The 25,490-nt window shown below is 55.7% G+C and carries 27 protein-coding genes; 14 read left to right on the forward strand and 13 right to left on the reverse strand.

Features of this window, described 5'->3' with window-relative positions; genetic code table 11:
• Positions 1-187 precede the first annotated feature (187 nt).
• From ACUN9X_RS08590 to ACUN9X_RS08620, 7 genes are all read left to right on the forward strand, one after another.
• On the forward strand, positions 188-1,231 hold the full coding sequence (locus tag ACUN9X_RS08590; protein ID WP_260035877.1) for a rod shape-determining protein: 1,044 nt from the start codon (positions 188-190) through the stop codon (positions 1,229-1,231).
• A 171-nt stretch (positions 1,232-1,402) separates the two neighbouring features.
• Positions 1,403-2,239, forward strand: a complete 837-nt coding sequence (gene mreC / locus ACUN9X_RS08595) for a rod shape-determining protein MreC (protein WP_445472790.1) — start codon at positions 1,403-1,405, stop codon at positions 2,237-2,239.
• Positions 2,236-2,706 (forward strand): rod shape-determining protein MreD, encoded by a 471-nt coding sequence (gene mreD / locus ACUN9X_RS08600; protein WP_260035876.1) that lies wholly within the window; start codon positions 2,236-2,238, stop codon positions 2,704-2,706. The genes mreC and mreD overlap by 4 nt, the downstream gene beginning before the upstream one ends.
• Before the next feature lie 27 nt (positions 2,707-2,733).
• Positions 2,734-3,357 carry a Maf family protein gene (locus tag ACUN9X_RS08605; RefSeq protein ID WP_260035874.1) on the forward strand — a complete coding sequence of 208 codons (624 nt, stop codon included), beginning with the start codon at positions 2,734-2,736 and terminating at the stop codon, positions 3,355-3,357.
• Complete coding sequence (gene rng / locus ACUN9X_RS08610; RefSeq protein ID WP_445473200.1) at positions 3,354-4,835, forward strand: ribonuclease G; 1,482 nt, start codon at positions 3,354-3,356, stop codon at positions 4,833-4,835. The genes ACUN9X_RS08605 and rng overlap by 4 nt, the downstream gene beginning before the upstream one ends.
• A 68-nt stretch (positions 4,836-4,903) precedes the next feature.
• Positions 4,904-8,779 carry a YhdP family protein gene (locus ACUN9X_RS08615; RefSeq protein WP_445472791.1) on the forward strand — a complete coding sequence of 1,292 codons (3,876 nt, stop codon included), beginning with the start codon at positions 4,904-4,906 and terminating at the stop codon, positions 8,777-8,779.
• 92 nt (positions 8,780-8,871) lie between these two features.
• On the forward strand, positions 8,872-9,702 hold the full coding sequence (locus ACUN9X_RS08620; protein WP_445473201.1) for a carbon-nitrogen hydrolase family protein: 831 nt from the start codon (positions 8,872-8,874) through the stop codon (positions 9,700-9,702).
• 30 nt (positions 9,703-9,732) lie between these two features.
• Here the strand turns inward: ACUN9X_RS08620 and yjgA are convergent, their stop codons facing one another.
• The 13 genes from yjgA to ACUN9X_RS08685 form a co-directional block, all read right to left on the reverse strand.
• Positions 9,733-10,257, reverse strand: coding sequence for a ribosome biogenesis factor YjgA (gene yjgA / locus ACUN9X_RS08625; protein ID WP_445472792.1), 525 nt, complete (start codon positions 10,255-10,257; stop codon positions 9,733-9,735).
• Between the two features lie 18 nt (positions 10,258-10,275).
• Positions 10,276-11,637, reverse strand: a complete 1,362-nt coding sequence (mgtE, locus tag ACUN9X_RS08630) for a magnesium transporter (RefSeq protein ID WP_260035868.1) — start codon at positions 11,635-11,637, stop codon at positions 10,276-10,278.
• Positions 11,638-11,793: 156 nt separating this feature from the next.
• The gene (locus tag ACUN9X_RS08635; RefSeq protein WP_260035867.1) at positions 11,794-12,063 is read right to left on the reverse strand and encodes an HPr family phosphocarrier protein; all 270 of its coding nucleotides are present in this window, start codon (positions 12,061-12,063) and stop codon (positions 11,794-11,796) included.
• Positions 12,060-12,950 carry an RNase adapter RapZ gene (rapZ, locus tag ACUN9X_RS08640; protein ID WP_260035865.1) on the reverse strand — a complete coding sequence of 297 codons (891 nt, stop codon included), beginning with the start codon at positions 12,948-12,950 and terminating at the stop codon, positions 12,060-12,062. Before rapZ ends, ACUN9X_RS08635 begins: the two co-directional genes overlap by 4 nt.
• A gap of 70 nt (positions 12,951-13,020) precedes the next feature.
• Positions 13,021-13,488, reverse strand: coding sequence for a PTS IIA-like nitrogen regulatory protein PtsN (gene ptsN, locus ACUN9X_RS08645; protein ID WP_260035864.1), 468 nt, complete (start codon positions 13,486-13,488; stop codon positions 13,021-13,023).
• A 29-nt stretch (positions 13,489-13,517) separates the two neighbouring features.
• Entirely contained in the window at positions 13,518-13,826 is a 309-nt protein-coding gene (hpf, locus tag ACUN9X_RS08650; protein WP_260035863.1) for a ribosome hibernation promoting factor, read from the reverse strand.
• Positions 13,827-13,945: 119 nt separating this feature from the next.
• The gene (locus ACUN9X_RS08655; RefSeq protein WP_445472793.1) at positions 13,946-15,496 is read right to left on the reverse strand and encodes an RNA polymerase factor sigma-54; all 1,551 of its coding nucleotides are present in this window, start codon (positions 15,494-15,496) and stop codon (positions 13,946-13,948) included.
• 304 nt (positions 15,497-15,800) lie between these two features.
• Positions 15,801-16,526: an LPS export ABC transporter ATP-binding protein gene (lptB, locus tag ACUN9X_RS08660; RefSeq protein ID WP_260035860.1), complete on the reverse strand. Its 726-nt coding sequence runs from the start codon at positions 16,524-16,526 to the stop codon at positions 15,801-15,803.
• On the reverse strand, positions 16,526-17,077 hold the full coding sequence (lptA, locus tag ACUN9X_RS08665) for a lipopolysaccharide transport periplasmic protein LptA (RefSeq protein ID WP_260035858.1): 552 nt from the start codon (positions 17,075-17,077) through the stop codon (positions 16,526-16,528). The genes lptB and lptA overlap by 1 nt, the downstream gene beginning before the upstream one ends.
• The gene (gene lptC, locus ACUN9X_RS08670; RefSeq protein ID WP_445472794.1) at positions 17,055-17,648 is read right to left on the reverse strand and encodes an LPS export ABC transporter periplasmic protein LptC; all 594 of its coding nucleotides are present in this window, start codon (positions 17,646-17,648) and stop codon (positions 17,055-17,057) included. The genes lptA and lptC overlap by 23 nt, the downstream gene beginning before the upstream one ends.
• A gap of 2 nt (positions 17,649-17,650) precedes the next feature.
• The gene (locus ACUN9X_RS08675; protein ID WP_260035854.1) at positions 17,651-18,199 is read right to left on the reverse strand and encodes a KdsC family phosphatase; all 549 of its coding nucleotides are present in this window, start codon (positions 18,197-18,199) and stop codon (positions 17,651-17,653) included.
• A gap of 73 nt (positions 18,200-18,272) precedes the next feature.
• Positions 18,273-19,241, reverse strand: coding sequence for a KpsF/GutQ family sugar-phosphate isomerase (locus tag ACUN9X_RS08680; RefSeq protein ID WP_445472795.1), 969 nt, complete (start codon positions 19,239-19,241; stop codon positions 18,273-18,275).
• Between the two features lie 14 nt (positions 19,242-19,255).
• Complete coding sequence (locus ACUN9X_RS08685) at positions 19,256-20,218, reverse strand: calcium/sodium antiporter (protein WP_445472796.1); 963 nt, start codon at positions 20,216-20,218, stop codon at positions 19,256-19,258.
• 396 nt (positions 20,219-20,614) lie between these two features.
• On the opposite strand from ACUN9X_RS08685, the gene ACUN9X_RS08690 reads away from it, so the two are divergent.
• The 7 genes from ACUN9X_RS08690 (at position 20,615) to murA (ending at position 25,476) form a co-directional block, all read left to right on the forward strand.
• The gene (locus ACUN9X_RS08690; protein WP_445472797.1) at positions 20,615-21,439 is read left to right on the forward strand and encodes an ABC transporter ATP-binding protein; all 825 of its coding nucleotides are present in this window, start codon (positions 20,615-20,617) and stop codon (positions 21,437-21,439) included.
• Positions 21,436-22,218, forward strand: coding sequence for a lipid asymmetry maintenance ABC transporter permease subunit MlaE (gene mlaE / locus ACUN9X_RS08695; protein ID WP_260035847.1), 783 nt, complete (start codon positions 21,436-21,438; stop codon positions 22,216-22,218). Before ACUN9X_RS08690 ends, mlaE begins: the two co-directional genes overlap by 4 nt.
• Entirely contained in the window at positions 22,218-22,667 is a 450-nt protein-coding gene (mlaD, locus tag ACUN9X_RS08700) for an outer membrane lipid asymmetry maintenance protein MlaD (protein ID WP_260035846.1), read from the forward strand. The genes mlaE and mlaD overlap by 1 nt, the downstream gene beginning before the upstream one ends.
• Before the next feature lie 105 nt (positions 22,668-22,772).
• Positions 22,773-23,381: an MlaC/ttg2D family ABC transporter substrate-binding protein gene (locus tag ACUN9X_RS08705; RefSeq protein WP_260036583.1), complete on the forward strand. Its 609-nt coding sequence runs from the start codon at positions 22,773-22,775 to the stop codon at positions 23,379-23,381.
• Positions 23,378-23,713, forward strand: a complete 336-nt coding sequence (locus ACUN9X_RS08710; RefSeq protein WP_445472798.1) for an STAS domain-containing protein — start codon at positions 23,378-23,380, stop codon at positions 23,711-23,713. Before ACUN9X_RS08705 ends, ACUN9X_RS08710 begins: the two co-directional genes overlap by 4 nt.
• A 160-nt stretch (positions 23,714-23,873) precedes the next feature.
• Complete coding sequence (locus ACUN9X_RS08715) at positions 23,874-24,116, forward strand: BolA family protein (RefSeq protein ID WP_260035842.1); 243 nt, start codon at positions 23,874-23,876, stop codon at positions 24,114-24,116.
• A gap of 97 nt (positions 24,117-24,213) precedes the next feature.
• Entirely contained in the window at positions 24,214-25,476 is a 1,263-nt protein-coding gene (gene murA / locus ACUN9X_RS08720; protein WP_260035840.1) for a UDP-N-acetylglucosamine 1-carboxyvinyltransferase, read from the forward strand.
• Positions 25,477-25,490: the final 14 nt, after the last annotated feature.

Here is a 25,490-nt window from a genome sequence, read left to right on the forward strand (position 1 = left end):
TTTAGTGGCCCCTCAGTCGGGCCGTCATGACGATATTTCATTATCCAGGTGGCGAAAGGGTGTCATTATCGTCATTTGGCAGACATGACGCCGCTTCGGGCCTGTCTGCACCTTGCCTGAGTACCTGCCCGCTGCTAAAGTTGCCGCATTCATTTCGCGACAGCTTTCTCAGGTTGAAAATACGCTAATGCTCATCAAGAAAATCCGTGGTCTTTTTTCCAGTGATCTCTCTATCGATCTGGGGACAGCCAATACGCTGATTTACGTCCGTGACCGGGGCATTGTGCTCAATGAGCCTTCGGTTGTTGCTATCCGCACCAATAATGCCCAGAAGATGGTGGCTGCAGTGGGTGGTGAAGCCAAGCGCATGCTGGGTCGCACGCCGGGTAATATCACCGCCATCCGCCCGCTGAAAGACGGTGTGATCGCCGATTTCGTCGTGACAGAGAAAATGTTGCAGCACTTTATTCACAAGGTGCATGAAAACAGCTTTATCACACCAAGCCCCCGTGTTCTGGTGTGTGTGCCCAGCAAATCAACCCAGGTCGAGCGCAAGGCCATTCGTGAATCGGCGATGGGCGCCGGCGCGCGCGAGGTGTTTCTGATTGAAGAGCCCATGGCGGCAGCCATTGGTGCCGGGCTGCCGGTTGAGGAGGCCAGCGGCTCGATGATTGTGGATATCGGGGGCGGCACTACTGAGATCGCGATCATTTCACTCAACGGCATCGTCTACGCCGAATCGGTCCGCGTGGGTGGCGACAAGTTCGATGAAGCCATTGTGACGTATGTCCGTCGCAATTATGGCAGCCTGATTGGTGAATCGACCGCTGAGCGCATCAAGCACGAAATCGGTTGTGCCTACGAGGGCGTAGAGATTCGTGAAATTGATGTGCGTGGTCGCAATCTGGCAGAGGGTGTGCCGCGAGCCTTTACCCTGAACAGCGAAGAAATTCTCGAAGCGTTGCAGGAATCTCTGGCGCAGATTGTACAAACAGTGAAAAGTGCTTTGGAGCAGTCGCCACCTGAGCTGGCATCTGACATTGCCGAGCGCGGCATTGTTTTGACCGGTGGCGGCGCCTTGCTTCGCGGTCTGGATAAGTTACTGAGCGAAGAAACCGGCCTGCCCGTTATTGTTGCTGAAGATCCGCTCACCTGCGTGGCCCGGGGCGGCGGCAAAGCGCTTGACGTGATCGACCGCGGTGGAATCGGCATGTATTCCCACGAAGGCTGATAGCGCCTTCTGGCACAGATCATATGCAGTCACCCGAGGGAAGCTGCAGTATTGAGCCGCCGCTGTCGATTCGTCGCAGCGGCGGTTGTCGTTTTGAGTGGGGAGATTTGAACTATTAAGACCATCTTTGTCAGGGGGCCGATCCCCAGCTTCAGGCTGTTTCTGGCGGCTGTGCTTTCCCTTGCCCTGATTATTCTCGATGCCCGCTTTCATCGTGTGGATGACATGCGCAGCTGGATTGGCACTGCGTTGACGCCCGTGGTGTGGCTGGGGCATGTGCCGGACAGTCTCTCGCGCTGGAACGATGAGGTGTTTACCAGCCGTGATGAGCTGGTCGAAGAGAACGAATCACTGAAGGCCAAGTTGCTGATTCTGGAGCGTCGGTCGATCAAGTACGCCTCCCTTGCAGCCGACAATATTGAGCTGAGGAGTCTGAAAAGCGCCTCGGAACAGTTGGATGAAACGGTGGTGGTGGCCGATATCATCGGAGTTTCGCCTGACCCGTTCTCCCACGAGGTGATCATCAACAAGGGAACTCGAGACGGGGTTACGGAAGGTCAGGCCATTCTCGATGCCAACGGCTTGATGGGGCAGGTGATTCAGACAAATCGTTTCAATTCCCGTGTATTGCTGGTCTCGGATAGCAGCCACGCAGTGCCTGTGGAAGTATTGCGCAGTGGCGTGCGGGCGATCCTGTTAGGTACCGGTAGTGTTGACCGTTTGGAGTTGGTTCACGTGCCTGATACAGCCGATATCAGAGAAGGCGACACCCTCGTGAGTTCGGGGCTCGGTGGGCGCTTCCCGAAAGGCTATCCGGTGGCGCAGGTGACGCTTATTCGCAGCGAGCCGGGTGAGCCGTTCGCTGAAATACAGGCGAAGCCTTCGGCAAAACTCAATCGAAGCGAGCTGGTGCTGGTGGTCTTCCAGCACAAGGGCTTTCGGTCGGATGATAGCCAGGAAGACAGCATGCCAGATGGCGACGAAACGCAGTCAGGGGGAGTTCAATGAGTCTTGCTGTGATCAGTTACCCTGTGTTTTTCGTCAGTACACTGCTTGCGCTGGTTCTGAGTATTTCCCTCTTTCCCGTCGACTGGTTGATCCTGAGGCCTGAGTGGCTTGGCCTGATTGTGTTCTACTGGACATTCCGCGCGCCCAACCGTTTTGGGGTGCTGGTCGCATGGTGTCTTGGTTTGTTCCTGGACGTGCTTGAATCAGGCCCGATGGGTATAAACGCGTTTGCAATGAGCCTGGTTGCCTTTCTTGTGCTCACAACCCACCAGCGTCTTCGGATGTTTCCCTTGCCTCAGCAATGCATGATGGTGTTCTTGCTGCTGAGTATTAATCAGATGTTTGTGCATTTCGTTAATCAGGTGCTGGGGGCAGATGACCCTGGCTTCACTTATCTTTTTCCCGCCGTCACCAGTGCTCTGGTCTGGCCATTTGTCTGTGGCATTCTTGATCGACTAAATCGCTAACCGACGTGATAACAGGACAATAATATTATGCGACCCGTTGTACTCGCATCCGCCTCCCCGCGTCGCCGGGAGTTACTGGAGCAAATCGGGCTCTCGTTCTCGGTGTTGCCGGTCAATATTGACGAAACCCCTCTGCAAGACGAGCGCGCAGACCATTATGTTGAGCGGCTTGCGCGCCAGAAAGCGGAAGCCGGCCTGGCGCTGGCAACAGACTCTGACAGCCTGGTCATCGGTTCTGATACCACGGTGGTGCTCGATGACGAGATTATGGGCAAGCCCGTAACCGAAGCCGATGCCAGCGCAATGTTGGCGCGCTTATCGGGCCACACCCACCGGGTAATGACAGCGGTCGCCCTGGCCGGTGTCCACGGCTGTTACGCCCGGGTAGTCGTCACCGAGGTGCGCTTTCGCGAAATAACACCCGCTGAGATAGCGGCCTACTGGCAGACTGGGGAGCCTCTGGACAAAGCCGGCGGTTACGGCATCCAGGGCAGAGGCGGTGTATTTGTTGATGGTCTGTGGGGAAGCTATAGCGCAGTGGTTGGTCTTCCGTTGCAGGAAACAGCAGAACTATTTGAAGAAGCGGGCCAGCCGGTATGGCATTACTGGAAGCCAACGGCGTTAAATGCAGAGACGGGGACGTCGGTATGAGCGAAGAGATCCTGATCAATGTGACGCCGGTTGAGACGCGTGTGGCCCTGGTTGAAAACGGGATGCTGCAGGAAGCCTATATCGAGCGAGCCAGTCGTAAAGGCATTGTTGGCAATATCTACAAGGGTAAAGTGGTAAGGGTATTGCCGGGAATGGAAGCCGCGTTCGTCGATATCGGACTGGAACGGGCGGCGTTCATTCACGCATCTGATGTGATGCCGGTCAGTAATGGCGATGATTCATCTGCAGACGTCTCCCGATCAGTGCCCGACATCCGTACCTTGCTACGCGAAGGCCAGTCGCTGGTTGTACAGGTTACTAAAGATCCTATTGGCACCAAAGGTGCCCGGTTGACCACGCAGCTGTCGATCCCTTCGCGCTACCTGGTTTTCATGCCTGAAGTGAAGCACGTCGGCATTTCCCAGCGTATCGAGGACGACGCAGAGCGTGCGAGGCTGAAGTCGCTTGTCGAGCAGGGCGCGGAGGCCTTTGGCGAGATGTCCGGAGGTTACATCATCCGGACCGCTGCAGAGGGTGCGGCAGAAGCTGATTTGCTGGGCGATATGAAATATCTGCACCGCCTGTATCAGTCTGTGGTGGATCGCACCTCGACCGGGTCAGTACCCTCGGTGATCTACCAAGACCTGCCGTTGTTTATTCGCACTATACGCGATCTCATCCGCCCCCAGACCGAAAAAGTCAGAATTGATTCCCGTGAGAGTCATCAGCGGGTGATCGCGTTCGTAGAGGAGTTTGTCACCGAGTTTGCGGACAAGGTTGAATACTATCCCGGCGAACGCCCGATTTTTGATCTATATAGCGTCGAAGATGAAATCCAGAAGGCACTGAGTCGCAAAGTGCAGCTCAAATCTGGCGGTTATGTCATTATCGACCAAACCGAAGCCATGACGACGATCGATATCAATACCGGGGCCTTTGTCGGGCATCGTAATCTTGAAGAGACGATCTTCAAGACGAACCTGGAAGCGGCAAGAGCGATCAGTCGTCAGTTGAGGCTGCGCAATCTTGGCGGCATCATTATTATTGATTTCATCGACATGGAAGATCTTGAGCACCAGCGTCAGGTCCACAGAATGCTGGAAAAGATGCTCGAGCGGGATCACGCTAAAACCAAAATCACCGGTGTGTCAGAGCTCGGGCTGGTTGAAATGACCCGCAAGCGGACGACCGAGAGCCTGGGGCAGGTATTGTGTGAGCCCTGCCCGATCTGTGACGGCCGAGGCTTCCTGAAAACCAGTGAAACGGTGTGCTTTGAAATTTTCCGGGAAATTCTGAGGGTAAACCGGGCTTACGAAGCGGAAAGCTATCTGGTGATGGCATCCCAGTCGGTCGTTGACCGGTTGCTGGATGAAGAATCCGATAACGTCGCAGATCTGGAAACCTTTATCGGTAAGTCCATCAAGTTTCAGGTCGAGCCGTTTTACAGTCAGGAACAGTATGATGTGGTGTTGCTGTGAGGCATCTGACGGCACGCTTTCACTGGCTTGCTGAGGGCAGGTAACGCCGCCGGCGATTGAGCTTATTCATGGGATCAACACCTCAGACACAGGAAAGTCGGCATTCGCTGCTCACCCGCGGGCTGCTCCTGGTGGCCAATACGGTTTGGCTGCTGGTGATGGTCATACTCGTGGTGCTGGCGCTTTACGTCGGTATCGGTCGCCAGTTGCTGGGCTCGGTGGACGACTACCGCAGTGATGTAGAAGCGCTGCTTTCCGAGCGCCTGGGGCAGCCGGTGACTATCGGCTCCCTTGAGGGGCAATGGCAAATACTGGACCCCGTGCTTCGGCTAAGGGATCTGGAAGTTCATGATCCTGTCCAGAATGAACGTGTGGTGGCCCGCGTCGGCGACGTCCACGTGCGACTGGATAGCCTGATTTCGCTGCTTCGTGGTCGACTTGTCTTTGGTGATTTGACGGCCAGCAGCCTTGATATCGCAATTGAACAGCTTCCCTCCGGCGCGATTTCCATTGATGGTATCCCATTAGCCCGCGCTTCATTGCTGGACGGTGAGTCGAGTTCAGGCGGGCCCCGGCAATGGATCAATCTCCTTGGTGATATTCTTTCTGACCCGTCGATCCGTCTGAATCAGGTGCGTCTGGGCCTGAACGTGCCAGGTCAGGAGCCCCAGACGTTCTTCATTCCACAAGTGAATCTGCATTACATTGGCGGTACATTCAGCGCTTACGGTCGGGCAATGCAGCCTGGTGCGACCACACAATTGGCCCGTTTTTACCTCGAGGGGGCTCATTTTTTCCGCGGTGATTTTGACGGCCGACTCTACGTCAGCGTTGATTCCGGACGCTTGTTTGATTCGCTGATACAGCGCTATAACTGGCGCGAAATGGCCATCATGGGGTTCGATGTGGGCGGGGAGGCGTGGCTGCACTTCAGTGAGGGAGAGCTGGAAGCCGTTAATGCCAAAGTGTTGATACCGCATTTGCAGGTCAGAGCCCAGAATCAAACACAGGCCCCGCTGGAGTCGGTCAGCGCCCGGGTAGGCTGGCGACGGCAAGAGGGGGAGCGCTGGCAGTTGGATATTGAAGACCTGACCTGGCGTTGGACCGGTCGGCATGTTGCCCCGCTGGATCTGCAAGTCATCCGCAACGACGATTGGATGGTAAAGGTTGAAGCCCTGCCACTTGGCGTTTTATCCGATATGGCCGCGGCCATGGCGCCGGTGGATGCGGTCAGGCAGGCGCTGGGTAATTACCGGCCGGCCGGGACGCTTGCGGATGTCACTCTGGATAGTGATTCTGAATTTGGGCAGTACCACTTGTCCGGAACCCTGAGCGATGTGTCCGTTGCGGCCTATGACGGCGCGCCGGCTGCATCGGGTGTAAACGGCACCCTGACGCTTGATCAGTCTGGTGGGCAGGTCAGTGTTGATACTCGGAATATGACACTGGATTTTCCCGAGTTATACCTTGATGGATGGACGCTGGATACTGTGCGCACTCAGGTCAACTGGCAAATGGATGGGCAGCAAACGCGGGTTTGGGCCGACGACATAGCAATGACTTATCAGGAAAAGACGTCGCTCGAAGGTGCCTTTGAATTGGAGTTGAATCAGCAGGGTGACGACACGCTCTCTCTTCGCGTCGGGACTCGCAATGGTACAGCTGGAATGGTTGCGGATTTTATCCCCGCCAAAGAAGTGAACCGGGAATTCTACAATTGGATCAGCACCGCAATATCCCAGGCCAATGTTGAAGACGGGGTATTTTACGGACACGGTCAGGTGAACGAGGGTTCTCCCCCTGGCAGCTTTACCACCTCAATGCGCTTTAGCTTCAATGATACCCGTTTGAAATATGATGAGGCCTGGCCTGAAGTAGAAGGAGCGGCTGGTGTGGTGGTGGTCCACAACGGTTTGGCCCATATCAGGCTTGATAAGGCAGATGTGGGCACCTTGCCATTATCGGATGCAGAGGTATTCGTCGATGGTGATGCCGACCCGGTATCGCTGAAAATTAAGGCTGCTGCTGATTTCAATGAGGAAGGGCTGCAGTACTGGCTTGCGCACTCACCACTTGGCGAGTCTGCGGGAAGCGCAATGCAGAAGTTGGCGATAGCGGGTCAGTTTCATCTTGACCTCGATCTGGGGCTGACTCTTGGCGACAATGTGGATACCGACCTCGACTTGTCCGTTGGTGTGCGCGATGGCCGCGTCGCCTATGGCGATTCGATATTGGCCTGGACGGGGATCGAAGGCAAAGTGGATTACACTTCTGCTACCGGTTTTGGGGCCGAGCCGGTCAAAGCACGCTTTCTTGGTTCATCAGTAGACATTAACCTGTCGCGCCTGAAGGATTCGGAGGCGCTGAGGATTATCCAGAAAGGCCGTATTGACCTGGCCAACCTGCCTCCCGAGCTGGATTTTCCTGCCCTGCCGGGTATCAGCGGACGAGCGCATTACAGTGCGCGTCTCGACGTGACGCCCGATAGCGCCCGTTCATTCACCGTGGAGTCGTCGCTATCGAACGTCGCGATTGACTGGCCCATGCCGGTAGGCAAGTCGGTCGGTGAGCAGGCGCCACTGAATGCCCTTCTCAAGTGGACTGACGACGACGCCATTGAGGTCTCGGGCCGCTGGAGTAATCGTTTAGCTTATCGCCTGCGTTGGCAAGGCGAACAGTTTGATCGCGGTAGAGTCGAGTTTGGTGCGGATCCGACCGTGTTACCTGAAACGCGAGGCCTGGATATTGTAGGCCCTGTTGAAAGGCTGGATCTGGAGCAGTGGCAGGCGGCAATCGAGAAGTACAGCCCTGAACCGGTCAAGGGCGACCTGGCTGCTGGCGACTATACCTGGCTGCACAAGATTGCGCTGACCTTCGGCAAGATAATGGGCATGGGGCAGTCCTTCAGTGATGTTTCTCTGACCGCGACTCCGGATACGGAAGGGTGGGCGCTTGATCTCCAGGGGCCCGATGTGGCCGGTCAGGTACGTCTTCCAGCTGACAGAAAGCCTATTAGTGTCAATCTCGAGAAGATAGCACTGGTAAAGCAGGCGTCCACGGAAGCGGATACGGCTGAAGAGCCGGTGGTGATTTTCGAGGAGAGAGGCGTTGGAGATTGGCCAGACGTTAACTTATCCGTCAATTCGCTTACCCTCAACCAGCGTGATTTCGGCGCCTGGTCATTGCTGGTCAGGCCCAGTGATGACAACCTGAGTATTCGGGATATTCAGGGCAGTGTCGGCACGCTTGTGGTGAAAGGCTCCCTGAACTGGGGTATACGCAGTGGTCTAGAAACGACAGAGGTGAAAGGCGAAATCGCCGGTGAGAACCTGGCGGACATTAGCCCCTGGCTGAATGGCTCTGTACCGCTTAAAAGTGAAAAGGCACGTGTTGATGCCAATCTGCAGTGGCTGGGAGCGCCGGGTGATGCCGCCGCCACCAATACCAATGGTGATCTCAGCTTTCGGATTGACGACGGCGTCATCCTGGAAGGCAATAATACGGCGCAGATATTCCGGGTTTTTGGCATTCTGAATTCCGATACACTTTGGCGACGGCTCAAGCTGGATTTCTCTGATCTATACGAAGCCGGCGTGGCATTTGATGCCATTTCAGGCAAGGCGTTATTGGAGTCAGGCGTTCTGAAATGGGATCCGGAGCTTCAGATAGTGGGCCCCTCCGGTGCTTTCAAACTCACGGGGACCACGGATCTGGCATCAGAAGGTCTGGATATGCGTCTGGTCGTGGTACTGCCGTTGACCCAGAACCTGCCGCTAGCCGCTATCCTGATGGGTGCCTCAGCACCGATTGGCGGTGCGTTGTTCGTATTGGACAAGGTGTTGGGCGATCCGTTGAGTAAACTGACCAGTGCAACTTATTCTGTAGGTGGTACCTGGGATCAGCCTGAAGTTAATCTTCGGAATGTGTTCGATACAGGCAACTGAATTTCGAACCTGAACCCGGATTGGGCCGGCGAATATTGAAGGTCAAAGGCGAGTAACAACCGAGCTTTTCCGCTAATTCAGGAGTGTGGATGATGACGACCAGACAGGTTGCAGTGCTGCAAATGGTGAGCGGGTATGACCTGGATGTGAATCTGGAAAAAGCTCGCGAGCTATTGGAATCGGCCCGTCAAAAAGGTGCGGTCGTCGCGGTGCTGCCGGAGAATTTCGCGGTTTTGAATACCAGCCAGATGCTCATTGTAGGGCAGGGCGAGCGCACGCCGGAGGGACGGATTCGCCGTTTTCTTGCGGAAGAGGCGAGACGACTTAAACTCTGGATTGTGGGCGGCTCTATCCCCATCGCTGCGCGCCCAAACGGCGATGTTCTGGATCATCGGGTGCGAGCGGCCTGCCTTGTTTACAACGAATCCGGGGAGGAAGTTGCCCGCTACGACAAGATCCATCTGTTCGATGCGCAAGTAAATGATGCGCAAGGCAACTATCGGGAGTCCGATACCTTCGAGCCTGGTGAGGACGTGGTCACGGTCGATACACCTTTGGGGAAACTGGGCCTCGCGATTTGTTATGACCTGCGGTTCCCGGAACTTTTTCGGGCACTGAGGGCGCGCGGCGCGGAGTGGGTGACCTTGCCAAGTGCCTTCACCTACCAGACCGGGTTGGCGCATTGGCATCCACTGATCCGGGCCAGGGCAATTGAAAATCAGGTCTGGATGGTCGCGGCCGGACAAGGCGGTGAGCATGACGCCAAACGCCGTACTTACGGACACTCGATGATTGTCGACGCCTGGGGGGCAATGGTTGCCGAAGTCAGTGAGGGTGCCACGGCAGCGGTTGCTGAGCTGGATCAGGAGCGCACAGCCCATACCCGTGAACGCATGCCGGTATGGTCACACCGTCGGCTTTGACCGGCGGTGTGGGAGTGAAGTCCGCATGCGTCAGGCGTCGTGCTCGTCTATACACTCGCGCAGATAACGGAACAGCTTGGTGCTGTGGCCGGTGTTCTTGCCTTTTTTGGCGTCCATTCTGGCATTGCGTGACAGGTTGCGCAGGTGCTGAATATCGGCAGAAGGGCAGTAGGTTAGAAACTCACCGACAATCGAGTCGCCTTCGCTGATCAGACGGTCGCGCCAGCGCTCAGCAAGATGCTGGCGACGTGTATGTTCGGCGCTGCCTGAATCGTAGGCTTCTACAGAGCGCATGAGCTCATCGAGATCGTTTTCCTGGCGTACAACCTTGCCAACATATTGGAGGTGTCGACGTCGGGCTTCGTTCTGGCGTATACGGCGGGATTCTTCGATCGCTGTACGCAAGGTGTCGCTCATCTTCAACGGCGCCAGCTGCTCCGGCTTCAGTTCCATGAGCCGCTTACCGAAATCCTGCAGAGCATGCATTTCCCGTTTGAGTTCACTTTTACTCTTGTACAGCTCATCGCCGTCATGTTCATTGCTGTCTGTAGTCATGCTGTCTACTCTGATTCCTTAGGCGTATAGCAGCGTTGCGAGGCCGAGGAAGGCCATAAACCCGACGACGTCGGTAACGGTGGTCAGGATGACGCCACCAGCAAGCGCTGGGTCAATATTACGTGATTTCAGGAACAGCGGCAGCATGGTGCCAACCAGCGCTGCTGCAATAAGGTTAATGATCAGCGCAGCGGCGATGACCAGGCCAATCATGGGGTCACCAAACCAGAGTGTTGCGGCGACCGAAACGACCACGGCCCAGAGCAGGCCATTAAGCGCGCCAACCCAAAATTCCCGGTGGAGCAGCCAGGCCACGTTCGCGCCACTGATCTGGCCGACAGCCATGCCTCGAATAACCAGCGTCAATGTCTGGCTGCCAGCGATGCCGCCCATGCTTGCCACAATCGGCATCAAGACGGCGAGGGCCACCACTTTTTCGATAGTGCCTTCAAACAGGCCGATGACCGACGAGGCAATAAAGGCGGTGATGAGATTGATGCCGAGCCAGACGGCGCGCCGCCGAGTGGTCTTTATCACTGGGGCAAAGGTATCTTCATCTTCGTCCAAACCGGCCATGCTCATCAGCGAGTGGTCGGCATCCTCGCGGATAACGTCGACCACGTCATCGATAGTGATCCGGCCGAGCAGCTTGCCGTTGTCGCCAACCACTGGCGCTGATATCAGGTCATACCGTTCGAACAGGGTTGCCACCTGAGTGTCGGCCATCAAAACCGGGATAGGTTCGATATCGGTGTCCATGACTTCGCGGACGGTGGCGCTCGGGCTGGAGACCAGCATTTTGGTTATCGGCAGCACGCCGACAAATTCATCACGTCGACTGACGACAATCAGGCTGTCGGTCATGGGCGGCAAGGATCGGTGTCTGCGAAGATAGCGCAGAACAACATCAATGCTGAGATCAGGGCGCACCGTGATGGTGTCCGTGTTCATCAGGCCGCCGGCCGTGTCCTCCGGGTAGGACAGTACTTCCTCTACCCGCTGCCGATCCTGGTCGTCCATTGTGTCGAGGACTTCCTGGATGACCGTATCCGGTAGCTGCTGAAGTAAGTCAGCGAGATCGTCTGATTCAAAATCTTCGATGATCGTGGCCAGTTCCTGAGCGTTCAACTTGCTCAGGAAGTAGCCTCGAATGTCATCGTTCAGGTACTGGAGAACTTCACCTTCAAGGCTTTTGTCTACCAGATTCCACAGCAGTGCCCTTTGGCGTGGAGGCGAAGATTCAAGCAGGTGGGCAATGTCACTCGGGCTCAGTCCACCATTGAGGATGCGCGCGACCTGCTGCAAGGCACCGCTATCCAGCGCTTCTCCGAGCGAACGGAGGCGCTGCCTGGCTTGGCTGTTTTCGAGTGCATCTGACATGAATCACCCATGATTACGGGCCGTAAGGCCGTGACGGCGGTTGGAGAATCGGGCGGAGCCGCTCCGGAAATTTATTTATTATAGCGGACTTACGTTGCAGACGTGAGAATTCAGTATAGGTGAAACCCGCCAGATTCCTTATTCAGGCCGTTTGGACTACTCGCCTTCCCCGAAATAGTCGTTTATCAGAGCTGTTAGAGCCTCAAGTGCCTGCTGCTCGTCAGGACCATCAATTATCAGCGTGATATCGGTGCCGCGGCTGGCGGCCAGCATCATCACCGACATAATACTTTTGCCGTCAACTTCACGGTCACCCTTGAGGATGTGTACTGAGCTTTCATAGGCGGAAGCGGTAGTGACCAGTTTTGCTGCGGCTCTGGCGTGAAGGCCCAGCTTGTTGATGATCGTGATGGTGGAGCGGATCATGCGGGGTCCTGGGGTGACGTTGCGTTCAGGTGAGGTAGTTCGGTATGGCGCACCTGAATGTTGGCGTAGTCTTCACGAAAATAGGCGCTCAGCTTTTCGCAGATATACACCGATCGGTGTTGGCCACCGGTGCAGCCGATAGAGATGGTCATGTAGCTGCGATTGCTGCTGCGAAATGCGGGTAGCCAGTTTTCAAGAAAGCGCGTCAGGTCGTCCAGCATCTTTATCGTGGCGGGTTGTGCCTCGAGAAAGGTCTGAACTTCGGCGTCGGCGCCGGTGAATTTCCGCAGGCTGGTGTCCCAGTAGGGGTTGGGTAGACAGCGAACATCGAACACATAATCTGAGTCTACCGGTACGCCGTGTTTGAAGCCGAAAGACTGGAACAGCAGGGCTAGATCCTGTTCACGCCGCCCGACAACGCGCTGTTTGATCATGTCTCTGAGCTCGTACATCGAGAGCTCGGTGGTATCAATGTGCAGGTCGGCGAGACGGGCCAATGGCTCCAGTAAACGCTTCTCATCGGCGATGGCTTCGCGCAGCGAGGTGCTGCCATCACTCAGCGGGTGCTTGCGTCGTGTCGCGTGAAAACGCTGCAGCAGCGATTGGTCCGTGGCGTCCAGGAAGACCAGCTCGACTTTCATGGCGGCCTTGTTCAGGCGTTCATGGATGGCTTCGAAATTGGCGATTTCTGCAGACAGGTTCCGGGCATCAATGCTGACGGCAATATTACGCACCTTTTTGAGTTCGGTGCCTTCTGCCTCTTCGGTCAAAGGAAAAAGGAGGCCAATAGGAAGGTTGTCGATACAGTAAAAGCCGAGATCCTCCAGCACATGAAGAGCGGTGCTTTTGCCGGAGCCGGAACGCCCGCTGACGATGATGAGTTTCATAGGGAGCCTTTATTGAGTCTGTGACCCTCAATCACTGAAGATTGGTCTCTGTTTTGGGCTGAAGGCGATGTCAGGCCGTTTGAGTCATCGCATCGAACAGCGCCGCTGATGTTTCGCAGCGCCGTAGCTTCTCGCAGAAGGAGCGGTCATTGAATTTTTCGGCAAGCTGGCTCAATAATTCCAGGTGTTCGCTGGTGGCTTCCTTGGGAACAATCAGTGCGAACAACAAGTCGACGGGCTGATTGTCGATGGCGTCAAAGGCAACACCTTCTTCAAGTGTTATCAATGCACCGATAACGCCCTGACAGCCTTCAAGCCGGCAATGAGGGATAGCAATGCCCTGGCCGATTCCGGTGCTTCCCAGTCGCTCGCGAGACACCAGGTTATTAAAAATCTGGGGTTCCTCGAGCTCGGGATGCTGGCGGGTGACCTGTTCCGCTATCAGCTCAAGAATTCGCTTCTTACTGGTTCCCGGCACACCACAAAGGGTGAGCTCGGGAGCCAGGATTGAGGTGATTGTCAGTGCTGTTTCCGTCATGGATGGAATGCTTTCCTGTTATAAAACGACTACCGGTGACCGGCGCCGTGCATTCGGGCGACAGTCTTTTCCTTGTGTTTCAGGAGCTGTCGATCAAGTTTGTCTACCAGCGAATCGATCGCTGCGTACATGTCTTCGTCTTCGGCTTTTGCGTGAATCTCGCCACCGACGACGTGAAGAGTGGCCTCTGCGGTCTGGCGAAGCTTCTCAACGGATAAAGTGACCTGGCAATTTGTGATGTCATCGCAATGACGTTCGAGTTTTTCGAACTTGCCATCGACATAATCTTTCAGAGCGGGTGAGAGTTCGACATGGTGACCTGAGATGTTGAGTTGCATAGGCTTCTCCTGTTGTCGAGAGTGCCAGAGCGGGTTGTCCGCCTGGCAAACGGTGCTCGTCGTGTGACGAACGCTTTGAATCCTTTGCTGCCCAGTCTCACCCGGGGCAGGCGTCAATTTCAGACCAGCCGCTTCCGCTCGTTGGACGGCGGTATATGCATCGCTTCCCGATACTTGGCGACTGTGCGGCGCGCGACCTGTATGCCTTGCTCGCCGAGCAATGTGGCAATTTTACTGTCGCTGAGCGGCTTTTTTGGTGTCTCTGCCGCTACCAGTTTCTTGATCATGGCACGGATTGCAGTAGACGAACACTCTCCACCTTCATTGGTACTGACATGGCTGGAGAAAAAGTACTTCAGCTCAAATATTCCCCGCGGAGTGTGCATGTATTTCTGTGTCGTTACACGGGATATTGTGGACTCATGCATGCCCACTGCCTGGGCAATATCCGACAGAATCAGAGGCTTCATGGCCTCCTCGCCGATATCCAGAAAGCCCTGCTGATGTTCAACAATGCGCGTTGCCACCTTCAATAGCGTCTCGTTGCGACTTTGAAGACTCTTTATGAACCACTTCGCCTCCTGCAATTGATCCCGCATATAGGTGTTGTCGGCGCTGGAATCTGCTCGCTTTATTAATGCAGCATAGCCCGCATTGACACGAATGCGTGGTGCAATTTCAGGATTCAGCTCAACTCGCCAGCGATCCTTGACCTTGGTGACCACGACATCCGGCACCACATAGTCAGGCTCTACGCTGTCCAATGCATCGCCCGGACGTGGTGTAAGGGTCTGGATCAGCGCCAGCACCGCTTTGAGCTGCTCCTCCGTCAACCGGCTCCTGCGCAGCAGTTGGGCATAATCCCGATTGCCGAGCAGGTTGATGTAGTGACTGATTACAAGGCGTGCCTGTGGAAGCCACGGGGTATCCGGAGGGAGTTGACCAAGCTGGATCAGCAGGCATTCCTGCAAATCGCGAGCAAACACGCCCGGGGGATCAAAGTGCTGGAGGCGGCGCAGCACAGCCTCGACCTCATCAAGCTCGAGTGGGTCTTCGTCAGCGTCGTCGGACAGGCCGGAGTGGATGTCATCCAGAGAGGTAGTCAGGTAGCCGCGGGAATCAACCGAATCCATCAGGGCATGGGCAATAGCCTGGTCCCGCTCGCTCATGGGGGTCAGATTCAATTGCCAGAGCAGGTGATCCTGCAGTGTCTCCGCAGGGGAGTTGCGGGATTCGAAATCGGAGTCGTCATCGTCATCGCCACGCGATGCGGGGGCCGGAGCAGACTGGTAAATATCGTCCCATGCCGTGTCGACGGGCAGATCTTCGGGGATATCAGCCTGTGTTTCCTTCAGCCAGTCCGGTTCGTCCGAGGGTGCTTCCCATTCAGGATCTTCCGGCATCGTGGGCTCAGGTTGATCGGGCGTGCTGTCATCGGCGCTGTGATCGGAGTCGGTGTTATTTTCACCGCGCTCGTCGTCCTGGTTGTGTTCAGGGGAGTTGTCATCGTCTTCCGAGGTTTCCAGCATAGGATTGGATTCCAGTGCTTGCTGGATTTCCTGCTGGAGATCTAACGTCGAAAGCTGCAGCAAGCGTATGGCTTGTTGCAGTTGCGGGGTCATCGTGAGTTGTTGACCGAGCTTCAGCTGAAGCGAAGCTTTCATTACCATCGATTTATTCCCGTCACCCTTGGCTACTTGGTGTGTTCGGGCCAGGTCGCACCCGACATCATGCGGGGCCAGGAAAAAAGTGTTGCAAAGTGGCGACTTGGCAGAACAAGCAAATTCTTTGCCGAAGTTTACTGCTATGGATATGCCAATGACAATGCCTGAGCTGAAACGGTTCCGCTTTTTCGAAAATTCAGGTTCCGCCTGACCGTCGCGTGCGACGTTTTGCATCCCCTGTTGAGTTTACCCGCCCTGCAGCATTATGCGACAGCCTGACATGCTATTCATCTGCTGTGAACCCTGTGGCTCAGAGCCTGAACTCATCGCCAAGGTAGACCTCTTTAACTTGCTGATTGGAGAGGATGTCGTCGGAATGGCCGGAGGCAATAATGTGCCCACCGCTCACGATGTAGGCATTCTCACAAATATCGAGCGTTTCCCGCACGTTATGATCGGTAATCAGTACACCGATGCCTTTGTCCCGTAAATGGCGAATGATTTGTTTGATGTCGCTGACGGAGATGGGGTCAACGCCGGCGAAAGGCTCGTCAAGCAGAATAAATGCAGGCTCCATGGCCAGTGCCCGGGCAATTTCGACTCGCCGTCGCTCACCGCCGGACAGGGCCATGCCGAGGCTGTCGCGAATATGGGTGATATGGAACTCTTCAAGCAGGGTTTCCAGTTGCGACTCCCGTTCAGCGCGGCTGAGTGCGCTGCGGGTTTCAAGAATCGCCATGATGTTGTCGTGCACGGTGAGCTTGCGAAAAACCGATGCTTCCTGGGGCAGGTATCCGATACCTGCGCGAGCGCGACCGTGCATCGGTAGCGGGGTGATATCCCTGTCGTCAATGTTGATGCGGCCTTTGTCTGCATTGACGAGGCCGACAATCATGTAAAAGCAGGTGGTCTTGCCCGCGCCATTAGGGCCCAGCAAACCGACGATTTCCCCGCTGCGAATTTCCAGTGACACATCTTTGACAACATTGACGTGTTTGTAGCTCTTGGCGAGATTGCTGGCGCGGAGAATAGCCATTAATTGCCGTCCCCCTTGCCATCTGATTTAACCTTGTTGGGCTGAATGACCATCTCGACCCGGCCATTGCTCTCGCCGTTTCGACTACCTTCGGCCGTGACGATGCGCTTCGCCGTATCGTAATCAATGCGTTCACCCTTGAATACGTTGCCGGCCTGGCGAATTACGGCTTTGTCTTCGAACAGAATACGGTTTTCGCCCGCCATGTAGGTAATCTTTTCCGCCTCGGCATCCGTTGCGGCCGTTTCTCCGGCTTTTGGCTGGGTGTAGTGAGCCGGCTTGCCAAAGGCCTCGATCTGGTCAAGCAGGCCGTCAGTTCGGATCAGAACGACCTTGTCTGCAGTCAATTCAGTGGCATCCTGACGGACGACGACATCGCCCGTATACACGGCGCGGCCCTGGCCGTCGTCCAGTCTTGCCTTGTCAGCGCTCACTTTGATCGGGCTGTCAGAGTTGAGGTCAAAGGCAAAGACCGGGGTGTTCGCTGCTGCGATGGTCAGTGCGGTGAGAGTGCAGGCTGCCAGGCGCTTAGCGCGGTGATGACGACTCATACTGTCCTTCCACTTGTGAATTGAGCTCTACGATCCGCTCATCAATCCATGCTTTCATGCCGGTCGCACGGGTGACGCCGCTAGGGTCAGTCATCACGACCGGTGCATCAGTGTGCACAATGCGTTGTTTGTTATCCAGTGTCAGGCTCTCGGTCTTAAGCTGGCTTTCAGTGCTGCCGCCGACGGTGCGGGTGATGACAACGTTTCCGGATAGATCGACTACATCCTCGTTGAGCTGATAATCGCCTTCGTCAGCGCGCAGTGTCCAGGGTTGGCCTGACTGGGTATCAATCATGCGGGCACGGGGCTCCTGCATGTGCGCCGTATTCTGCGCTTCAAACTGCTCAATGCGGGGGCTGGTGATTACTGCCGATGTATGGCCTGTCTGATCGAATGAGCGGTATTCGCCGTTGACGATAAAACTGTCGGGTTCTTTCGGCCCACGCAGATCGGACGTCGGGGCGATATTGCTGTGGTCACCGCTTTTCCATACCAGCGCGACCAGTGCCACGGCGACGATACCGATAGCCGTGTTCCGCAGTCGTACCCTGCTCAGGGGGCCGAAGATCATGGTCAGGCCTCAGGCTCATGATAGTGCAGGTGCATGTCGGCCAACTTGTTCTGAGCCTGCAGGATCAGGTCGCACAGTTCGCGGACGGCGCCTTCACCTCCGGCCAACTCGGTACAATAGTCGGCATGCTCGCGGACGTACCAGTGACCGTTAGGGACCGAAACGCCCAGACCTGCAATCTGGATAGCGCCGAGGTCAGGTAAATCGTCTCCCATGTAGGCCGCGGCTTCTGGCTGAAGGCCCAGTTCTGCGAGCAGTTCGATCAGAGCCTTGGCTTTATCCTCCCGTCCTTGCTGCAGCAGTGTGATTCCCAGATCCGCTGCCCGGCGAGCCGTGAGGGGGGAGTTGCGGCCGGTAATGATCGCCACGTCGATGCCCGCCTTTTTGAGCTGTTTGATCCCGTGCCCGTCCAGGCTGTGGAACGCTTTGAGCTCGTCGCCCTGAGCTGAGAAAAACAGCCGGCCATCGGTCATGACGCCATCGACATCGAGCGCGAGCAGACGGATTTGTGCCGCTTTTGAAATCAGGTCGTCAGGCAGTGGACGCTCCATTAACTGGATCCTTAATAGCTGAACTGTACCCGATGGCGGGATCGGGGTGTTTATGATCTTATCAGTATGTTGATCAGATGACGCCTGCACGGAGCAGGTCGTGCATGTTGATAGCGCCAACCAGTTCACCGGAGCGACTGATTACGGGCAGGGCGTTAATCTTCAGCTCCTCCATCAAATTCAGCGCTTCGGCCGCGAGCTGATCGTCATGGATCGTTTTGCCGTTTACCGTCATGACGTCATGGATGGCGGTATGGTGAATGTCCAGATTGCGATCAAGTGTCCGCCGCAAGTCGCCGTCGGTATATATGCCGACCAGCATGCCGCTGTCATCAACCACGGTGGTCATGCCGAGGCCTTTTTGCGATATTTCGAGCAAGGCGCGACCCAGTAGCGTATCGGGTTTGACTCGCGGAATGCGATCGCCCGTATGCATAATATCGGAAACGCGAAGCAGCAGGCGCCTGCCCAGGCTGCCGCCGGGATGGGAAAACGCAAAGTCTTCGGCGCTGAAGCCTCGTGCTTCCAGCAGAGATACGGCCAGTGCATCTCCCATGACCAGTGTAGCTGTCGTGCTGCTGGTGGGCGCGAGGCCGAGCGGGCAGGCTTCCTTGGGTACGCTCACGTCCAGGTTGGCGATCGCCTCCCGTGCCAGCACAGAATCGGGATCGCCCGTCATGCTGATCAGTGGCGCGCCCATGCGTTTGATGAGTGGCAGAATCGTCAGTACTTCCGCCGTTTTGCCGGAATTTGAAATTGCGATCACGACATCCTGGCTTGTGATCATGCCCAGATCCCCATGACTGGCTTCGCCGGGGTGGACAAAAAAAGAGGGCGTGCCGGTGCTGGCCAGGGTTGCGGCAATCTTGTTGCCAATATGGCCGGACTTTCCCATCCCGGTTACGACAACGCGTCCCTTGCATGCCATGATGACTTCGCACGCTTTGGTAAAGGTGTCATCAATCTGGTCAGAGAGTGCTTCGATCGCTTCTCGCTGAATGGCAATCGATTGCAGGGCAGAGTCGATAAAAGAGGTTGTCATAACAAAGGCAATCCTTATCGAGCGACGTTGTAGAGCACGACCGTGTAGGCAATATAGCAGGCCAACAGTATACCACCTTCAAACCGCGCCAGTTTGCCCTTTTTGCGCATGCCATAGGCGAACAGGGCAAGCAGGACGGTGAGCCCGGCCATGGTGCCGTAATCGCGGTAGAGCACGTCCAGATCAATGTGCAGCGGATTCAGCAGGGCTGGCATCGCAAGCACTGCAAGCAGATTGAAGAGGTTGGAGCCAATGATGTTGCCCAGTGCGACATCATGATGCCCCTTGAGAGCACTGGCGACAGACGCCGCCAGCTCTGGCAGGCTGGTGCCGATGGCGACAATGGTCAGGCCGATAATCAGCTCACTGACGCCCATCGTTAATGCCAGTTCGGTCGCACCCCAAACGAGTATGCGGGAGCTGACAATTAACGCGCCCAGGCCGATGCCAAACAGCAGGGAGGCCTTGCCGGCCGACATGGCAGGCACACCCTCCACCTCTTCAATGACTTCTTTCGCTTCACCCTCTTTGCCTTTTCGGCTCATGAGAAACAGGGCCGCAGCGAGCATGGCAAGGAAAAGGATGCCGTCAAGCGGCGTCAGGCTCTGGTCCAACAGTAAAATCAAAGCCAGTACCGTGACGGCGAGCAGAATCGGGAGCTCACGCGTCAGCACCGTCTTGTTCAGGGGTATTGGCGCAACCAGGGTTGTGATTCCCAATACCAGGCCGATATTGGCGATGTTCGATCCCAGCGCGTTGCCGACAGCCAGAGCGGGGGCGTCGGTCAACGCCGCTGTTGCGGAGACCAGCATCTCCGGGGCGGAAGTGCCGAATGCGACGATGGTCAGGCCGATCAACATGGGTGACATGCCGGAATTTCGCGCCAGAGCCACAGCGCCTTCAACAAAACGATCGGCACTCCAGACAAGCAGCAGCAGGCCGGCAATGATGGCGCCGATGTAAGGGAGTAGTGACATTGAGTGGTCCCGTAGTTTTGGCTGCGATCACCGACTTAGCAGTGTGCCCGTGTCGCTTCAGGAAAGGGCGGAATTGTGCGGCAGATCTCCGCGAGTCGCAACAGCGGCGCGTCTGGTTTTGGCCTTTGCAAATTTTGCTGTTGCCACAGTTGATTAGTCATACTGGTCGAAATGCTCAGGATTTTCGGTTTGAGCTTGTAGCCAAGTTGGCATAATGTACCGCACGTCTCTCTCGGGATGCGTGCCCGGGTGATAGCGTTGATGGGTTTGTATACGGGAAATATCGAGAATTTAACGGGTATTTCACGTTGTCCCGCATCAGCATCGCGTTAGGGAAGAATCTGGTAAACTGCCGCCGCATTTACGGGGTGCGCCTGCCCAACAGGATAGTCTTGGATGACAGCACAGTCTGCTTACATTGAAATCCGCGATCTCGTTTTCAGTCGAGGCAACCGTCGCATCTTTGACGGGCTCTCGCTGGATATCCCTCGAGGTAAGGTGACCGCCATCATGGGTCCGAGCGGCACCGGTAAAACAACCCTCCTCAAACTTATTGGCGGTCAGCTGAAGCCCGACAGCGGTTCTATTCTTGTTGATGGTCATCCGGTTCACAAGATCAGTCGTGCTGCGCTCTATACGCTGCGCAAGCGGATGGGCATGCTGTTTCAGAGTGGCGCCCTGTTTTCTGATCTGAGTGCGTTTGAAAACGTTGCCTTTCCGCTGCGCGTTCATACGGATTTACCGGAAGACATGATTCGCGATGTGGTGCTGATGAAGCTCGAAGCCGTCGGCCTGCGTGGCGCGCGTGATCTGATGCCGTCCGAGCTTTCCGGCGGTATGACGCGCCGGGTGGCGCTTGCCAGAAGTATTGTGCTGGATCCCGAGCTGATCATGTACGACGAGCCTTTTACCGGCCAGGATCCGATCGCTAAAGGCGTGCTGGTGGAAATGATTCGCCAGCTGAATGTAACCATGGGGCTCACGAGCGTGCTTGTTTCCCATGATGTGCCGGAGTCTTTGAGCATCTGTCATTACGCTTGCATCGTATCCAATGGCAAGGTGATCGGATCAGGGACGGCGGATGAGTTGCGTGACAATCCGTCCGAGCGGGTGCAGCAATTTTTGCAGGGTCTGCCTGACGGGCCGGTGCCATTCCATTACGCAGCAGCGGATATTGGCGATGACCTTAATGTCGCTGCTCGCAGTGGAGAGCGATCATGATTAACCGAATTGCATTGTTCGGCCGGGGCGCCCTCGACACACTGGCATCCCTTGGGCGTGCTACAGAGTTCCTGTTTCGCAGTCTGTTCGCGGTGCCTCAGATTGCGACGGGATTTCCGCTGCTGGTCAAGCAACTCTACGCCGTTGGCGTGCTGTCCTTGGCCATTATTGTGGTCTCAGGTCTGTTTATTGGCATGGTGCTGGGGCTGCAGGGGTTTAATATTCTTTCAGACTACGGCTCGGAGCAGGCGATTGGCCAGATGGTGGCGCTGACACTGGTGCGCGAACTGGGGCCAGTGGTGACTGCACTGCTGTTTGCGGGCCGGGCCGGTTCGGCTCTGACAGCTGAAATTGGCCTGATGAAAGCGACAGAGCAGCTCTCCAGCATGGAAATGATGGGCGTGGACCCATTGCGCCGGGTAATCGCTCCCCGTTTCTGGGCAGGTTTTATCAGTATGCCTCTGCTGGCGATGATCTTTTCGGTCGTCGGTATCTGGGGCGGTATGTTGGTTGGCGTTGACTGGCTGGGGGTCTTTGAAGGGTCTTACTGGGCTAACATGCAGTCGTCAGTGGATTTTGGTGAAGATGTCGTCAACGGCATCATCAAAAGCATTGTCTTCGGATTTGTATGTACCTGGATTGCTGTCTATCAGGGATATGACAGCGTACCTACTTCGGAAGGCATCAGTTCGGCGACAACCAAGACCGTCGTTTACTCGTCGCTGGCGGTGTTGGGCCTGGACTTTATTCTTACCGCAGTCATGTTCGGAGATATCTGATGCGTCAGAGAACAGTTGAAATTGTAGTCGGTGGTTTTGTGCTGGTTGGGTTGGGAGCCTTGCTGGTTCTGGCTTTGCAGGTCAGCGGGTTGTCACCAAAATCGGCAGAGTCCAGCTACCGGGTGTATGCCAACTTTAATGATATCGGAGGGTTGTCGGTTCGGGGACAGGTGTCTTTGGCGGGCGTGACAATCGGTCGCATAACGGATATCCAGCTCGATCCTGAAACCTATCAGGCGCGTGTGGAGATGGCGATCAATGAGTCGGTTGACATCATTCCGAGCGACAGTTCTGCGATTATCCGGACGGCAGGACTGCTGGGTGAGAAGTATATCGATGTATCGGTTGGCGCCGATGAAACGTACATGAAACAGGGCGATACTTTTTACGGAACTCAGTCTGCGCTCAATATAGAGCGGCTGATCAGTAATTTCGCGTCAGGCAAGTAGTCTTTGCTGGCGGCAAATGCATCGCCATGAAACGGCCGGAATGAATCGAAGGAGCAGGATATGAGAATGATCACACGGGTGTGGGCGATATTGCTGACGCTGGCGATGGGTGTCATGACGGCGTTGCCGGCTTCGGCCAGCGAAGAGCTGCGCCAGTATGTTGATGACAGCACCCAGAAGCTGGTGAATAAGCTCCACAAGGAGCGTTCTCTGTATAGCAAAGATCCGGAAGCTTTCTATCGGAGCATGGATGAGGCCCTGGGTGATTTTGTTGATTTCCGCCGAATAGCGGCCCGGGTTATGGGGCGTTACGCGCGTCAGGCCTCGAAAGAACAGCGGGACGAATTCGTTGAAACCTTTAAGCGCAGCCTCTTCGATAGTTACGCAAAAGCGTTGGTTGAGGCGGACAATTTCACGATTGACGTGAAATCGGCTGAAGTTAACCCCGGCAATGATCAGCGCGCCTCCGTGCAGCTTGAAGTCCGGACGGCATCCGGTAATCGTTATCCGGTGACTTACTCCATGTATGTCGCAGACAGTGGTGACTGGATGATGGAAAACGTGATTGTCGAGGGTGTCAATATTGGCCTGGCATTCCGCGACCGGTTTGCCCAGGAGATGGAAGAGAAGCGGAACAACGTCCAGGCCGTGATTGACGATTGGACCGAAGCGGTTAAAGAGTTGAAGCTTGATGAAGAGGTCGAGAAAAAGTGAGCGCATCGTCGCCGGAAAGAGGGCTTGCCTCGCTGGCCGCAGATGAGAGTGGTGTGCTTCGCTTCTCCGGCAAGGTTATCGGCCCGGAGGTGGTTCAGCTCCGGGCTGATGGCGAGAAGGCGCTGGCCCGGTGTCAGGAGCGCCGTTGCGAGATAGATCTTGCCGGAGTTGAAAATGCCAACAGTATGCTGTTGTCGCTTTTGCTTTGCTGGCAGCGGTTTGCTGCTGAGAAGGGAGTAGACTTACGCTTTTCCGGTGCGAATGAGCGCCTGGTGGCGCTTGCAACAATGAGCCGTGTGGCCGGGCATTTGCCGGGTCTGGCTTCGCTCTGACTCGAAGCCCTGGTGATGAATCAGGGCCCTTTCGTTATCTCTTGTTTAGCCTGCCTCTGGAATTAGATACAATTCCGCTTCTGAATCTATCTAGAGCCACGACTTCGGATGCGTATTGTCGAGTGGTGGCTCCCATCCATCACCAATTTAAGGTCATAACATGCAGGCTGATGAAGTAGCAGCATTGGTTCGCAAAGAACTGCCAGACTGTGAGATCCAGGTGCAAAATGATGGCAATCATTATCTGGTTGTTGCTGTTGGCGATCGATTTGAAGGTATGTCACCGGTCAAAAAGCAACAGCTGATCTACGGCGCTCTCAATGAACAGTTGGCAGAGGGCACGATTCACGCCCTGACAATCAAGGCGTTTACTCCGGCTCAGTGGGCAGCTCGCGAGGGTTGAGCTTAAGCTCGTTGCCAAGCTTCAGTGCCATGCATATCGTCAGGCCATCTGGCCTGAACACTCAATCAGTTGATGTCATTCATACAGGATCATAACAGTGGACAAACTACTCATCCGCGGACGTAAGCCTCTGGACGGTGAAATCCGGATTTCCGGTGCGAAGAACTCCGCATTGCCGATTCTGGCCGCGACCTTGCTCGCGGACGAGCCAGTGACCGTTGGCAACTTACCCCACCTGAATGATGTCACAACGATGATCGAGTTGTTGGGGCGCATGGGTGTTGAGTTGCTGATCGACGAGAAAATGAGCGTTGAAATTCACGCCAACACCATCAAGGAATTTCACGCGCCGTATGAGCTGGTTAAAACCATGCGCGCATCGATTCTGGTGCTCGGACCCATGCTGGCGCATTTCGGTGAGGCAGAAGTCTCGTTGCCCGGTGGTTGTGCCATCGGCAGCCGTCCGGTCAATTTGCATATCCACGGCCTGGAACAGATGGGCGCGGAGATCAAGGTTGAGAATGGCTATATCAAGGCCCGTACGAATGGTCGCTTGAAAGGTGCCCATATTTTCCTTGATATGGTGACCGTCACCGGCACCGAAAACCTGATGATGGCTGCGGCCCTGGCTGACGGCAAAACCATCCTTGAGAATGCCGCGCGCGAGCCGGAGGTTGTTGATCTGGCCGAATGTCTGATCGCGATGGGTGCAGATATCAAAGGGCAGGGCACGGCCACGATTGAAATCAATGGCGTTGAGCGTTTGCACGGCTGCACCTATAACGTACTGCCTGACCGGGTCGAGACGGGTACCTATCTTGTGGCAGCTGCGGCCACCGGTGGTCGGGTCAAGCTCAAAGACACCCGCGAAGACTTGCTTGAATCCGTGTTAATCAAGCTGCACGAGGCAGGGGCTCACATTTCGACCGGCAAAGACTGGATCGAGTTGGACATGAAAGGCAATCGTCCGCGTGCTGTGAGCGTCAAGACAGCGCCTTATCCGGCGTTCCCGACCGATATGCAGGCCCAGTTTGCCGCTATGAATGCGGTTGCAGAAGGCACTGGTATGATTACCGAGACGGTGTTTGAAAACCGGTTCATGCATATTCAGGAGCTGATCCGGATGGGCGCTGACATCACCGTTGAAGGCAATACCGTTATTATCAAGGGTGTTGACCATCTGACAGGCGCGCCGGTTATGGCAACGGACCTGCGCGCCTCAGCGAGCCTGGTCATTGCGGGGCTTGTGGCCGATGGCGATACAATTGTTGACCGCATTTACCATATTGACCGCGGTTATGAGTGCATCGAAGAGAAACTTCAGCTTCTGGGTGGAACGATTCGACGGCTGCCCGCCTGATATTCTGATTTGGA

The sequence above is a fragment of the Marinobacter sp. V032 genome (assembly GCF_052645435.1).

What these genes read in the sequence shown, in the direction of transcription:
- lptA (WP_260035858.1), bottom strand. Translation starts at nt 17,077, where the DNA reads ATGAGTCGTCATCACCGCGCTAAGCGCCTGGCAGCCTGCACTCTCACC.
- lptC (WP_445472794.1), bottom strand. Translation starts at nt 17,648, where the DNA reads ATGATCTTCGGCCCCCTGAGCAGGGTACGACTGCGGAACACGGCTATC.
- ACUN9X_RS08620 (WP_445473201.1), top strand. Translation starts at nt 8,872, where the DNA reads ATGACGACCAGACAGGTTGCAGTGCTGCAAATGGTGAGCGGGTATGAC.
- ptsN (WP_260035864.1), bottom strand. Translation starts at nt 13,488, where the DNA reads ATGACGGAAACAGCACTGACAATCACCTCAATCCTGGCTCCCGAGCTC.
- ACUN9X_RS08715 (WP_260035842.1), top strand. Translation starts at nt 23,874, where the DNA reads ATGCAGGCTGATGAAGTAGCAGCATTGGTTCGCAAAGAACTGCCAGAC.
- ACUN9X_RS08680 (WP_445472795.1), bottom strand. Translation starts at nt 19,241, where the DNA reads ATGACAACCTCTTTTATCGACTCTGCCCTGCAATCGATTGCCATTCAG.
- ACUN9X_RS08605 (WP_260035874.1), top strand. Translation starts at nt 2,734, where the DNA reads ATGCGACCCGTTGTACTCGCATCCGCCTCCCCGCGTCGCCGGGAGTTA.
- hpf (WP_260035863.1), bottom strand. Translation starts at nt 13,826, where the DNA reads ATGCAACTCAACATCTCAGGTCACCATGTCGAACTCTCACCCGCTCTG.
- lptB (WP_260035860.1), bottom strand. Translation starts at nt 16,526, where the DNA reads ATGGCTATTCTCCGCGCCAGCAATCTCGCCAAGAGCTACAAACACGTC.
- mreD (WP_260035876.1), top strand. Translation starts at nt 2,236, where the DNA reads ATGAGTCTTGCTGTGATCAGTTACCCTGTGTTTTTCGTCAGTACACTG.
- mlaE (WP_260035847.1), top strand. Translation starts at nt 21,436, where the DNA reads ATGATTAACCGAATTGCATTGTTCGGCCGGGGCGCCCTCGACACACTG.
- ACUN9X_RS08690 (WP_445472797.1), top strand. Translation starts at nt 20,615, where the DNA reads ATGACAGCACAGTCTGCTTACATTGAAATCCGCGATCTCGTTTTCAGT.
- rng (WP_445473200.1), top strand. Translation starts at nt 3,354, where the DNA reads ATGAGCGAAGAGATCCTGATCAATGTGACGCCGGTTGAGACGCGTGTG.
- mgtE (WP_260035868.1), bottom strand. Translation starts at nt 11,637, where the DNA reads ATGTCAGATGCACTCGAAAACAGCCAAGCCAGGCAGCGCCTCCGTTCG.
- ACUN9X_RS08675 (WP_260035854.1), bottom strand. Translation starts at nt 18,199, where the DNA reads ATGGAGCGTCCACTGCCTGACGACCTGATTTCAAAAGCGGCACAAATC.
- ACUN9X_RS08655 (WP_445472793.1), bottom strand. Translation starts at nt 15,496, where the DNA reads ATGGTAATGAAAGCTTCGCTTCAGCTGAAGCTCGGTCAACAACTCACG.
- ACUN9X_RS08705 (WP_260036583.1), top strand. Translation starts at nt 22,773, where the DNA reads ATGGGTGTCATGACGGCGTTGCCGGCTTCGGCCAGCGAAGAGCTGCGC.
- ACUN9X_RS08635 (WP_260035867.1), bottom strand. Translation starts at nt 12,063, where the DNA reads ATGATCCGCTCCACCATCACGATCATCAACAAGCTGGGCCTTCACGCC.
- yjgA (WP_445472792.1), bottom strand. Translation starts at nt 10,257, where the DNA reads ATGACTACAGACAGCAATGAACATGACGGCGATGAGCTGTACAAGAGT.
- rapZ (WP_260035865.1), bottom strand. Translation starts at nt 12,950, where the DNA reads ATGAAACTCATCATCGTCAGCGGGCGTTCCGGCTCCGGCAAAAGCACC.
- ACUN9X_RS08685 (WP_445472796.1), bottom strand. Translation starts at nt 20,218, where the DNA reads ATGTCACTACTCCCTTACATCGGCGCCATCATTGCCGGCCTGCTGCTG.
- ACUN9X_RS08615 (WP_445472791.1), top strand. Translation starts at nt 4,904, where the DNA reads ATGGGATCAACACCTCAGACACAGGAAAGTCGGCATTCGCTGCTCACC.
- mlaD (WP_260035846.1), top strand. Translation starts at nt 22,218, where the DNA reads ATGCGTCAGAGAACAGTTGAAATTGTAGTCGGTGGTTTTGTGCTGGTT.
- ACUN9X_RS08590 (WP_260035877.1), top strand. Translation starts at nt 188, where the DNA reads ATGCTCATCAAGAAAATCCGTGGTCTTTTTTCCAGTGATCTCTCTATC.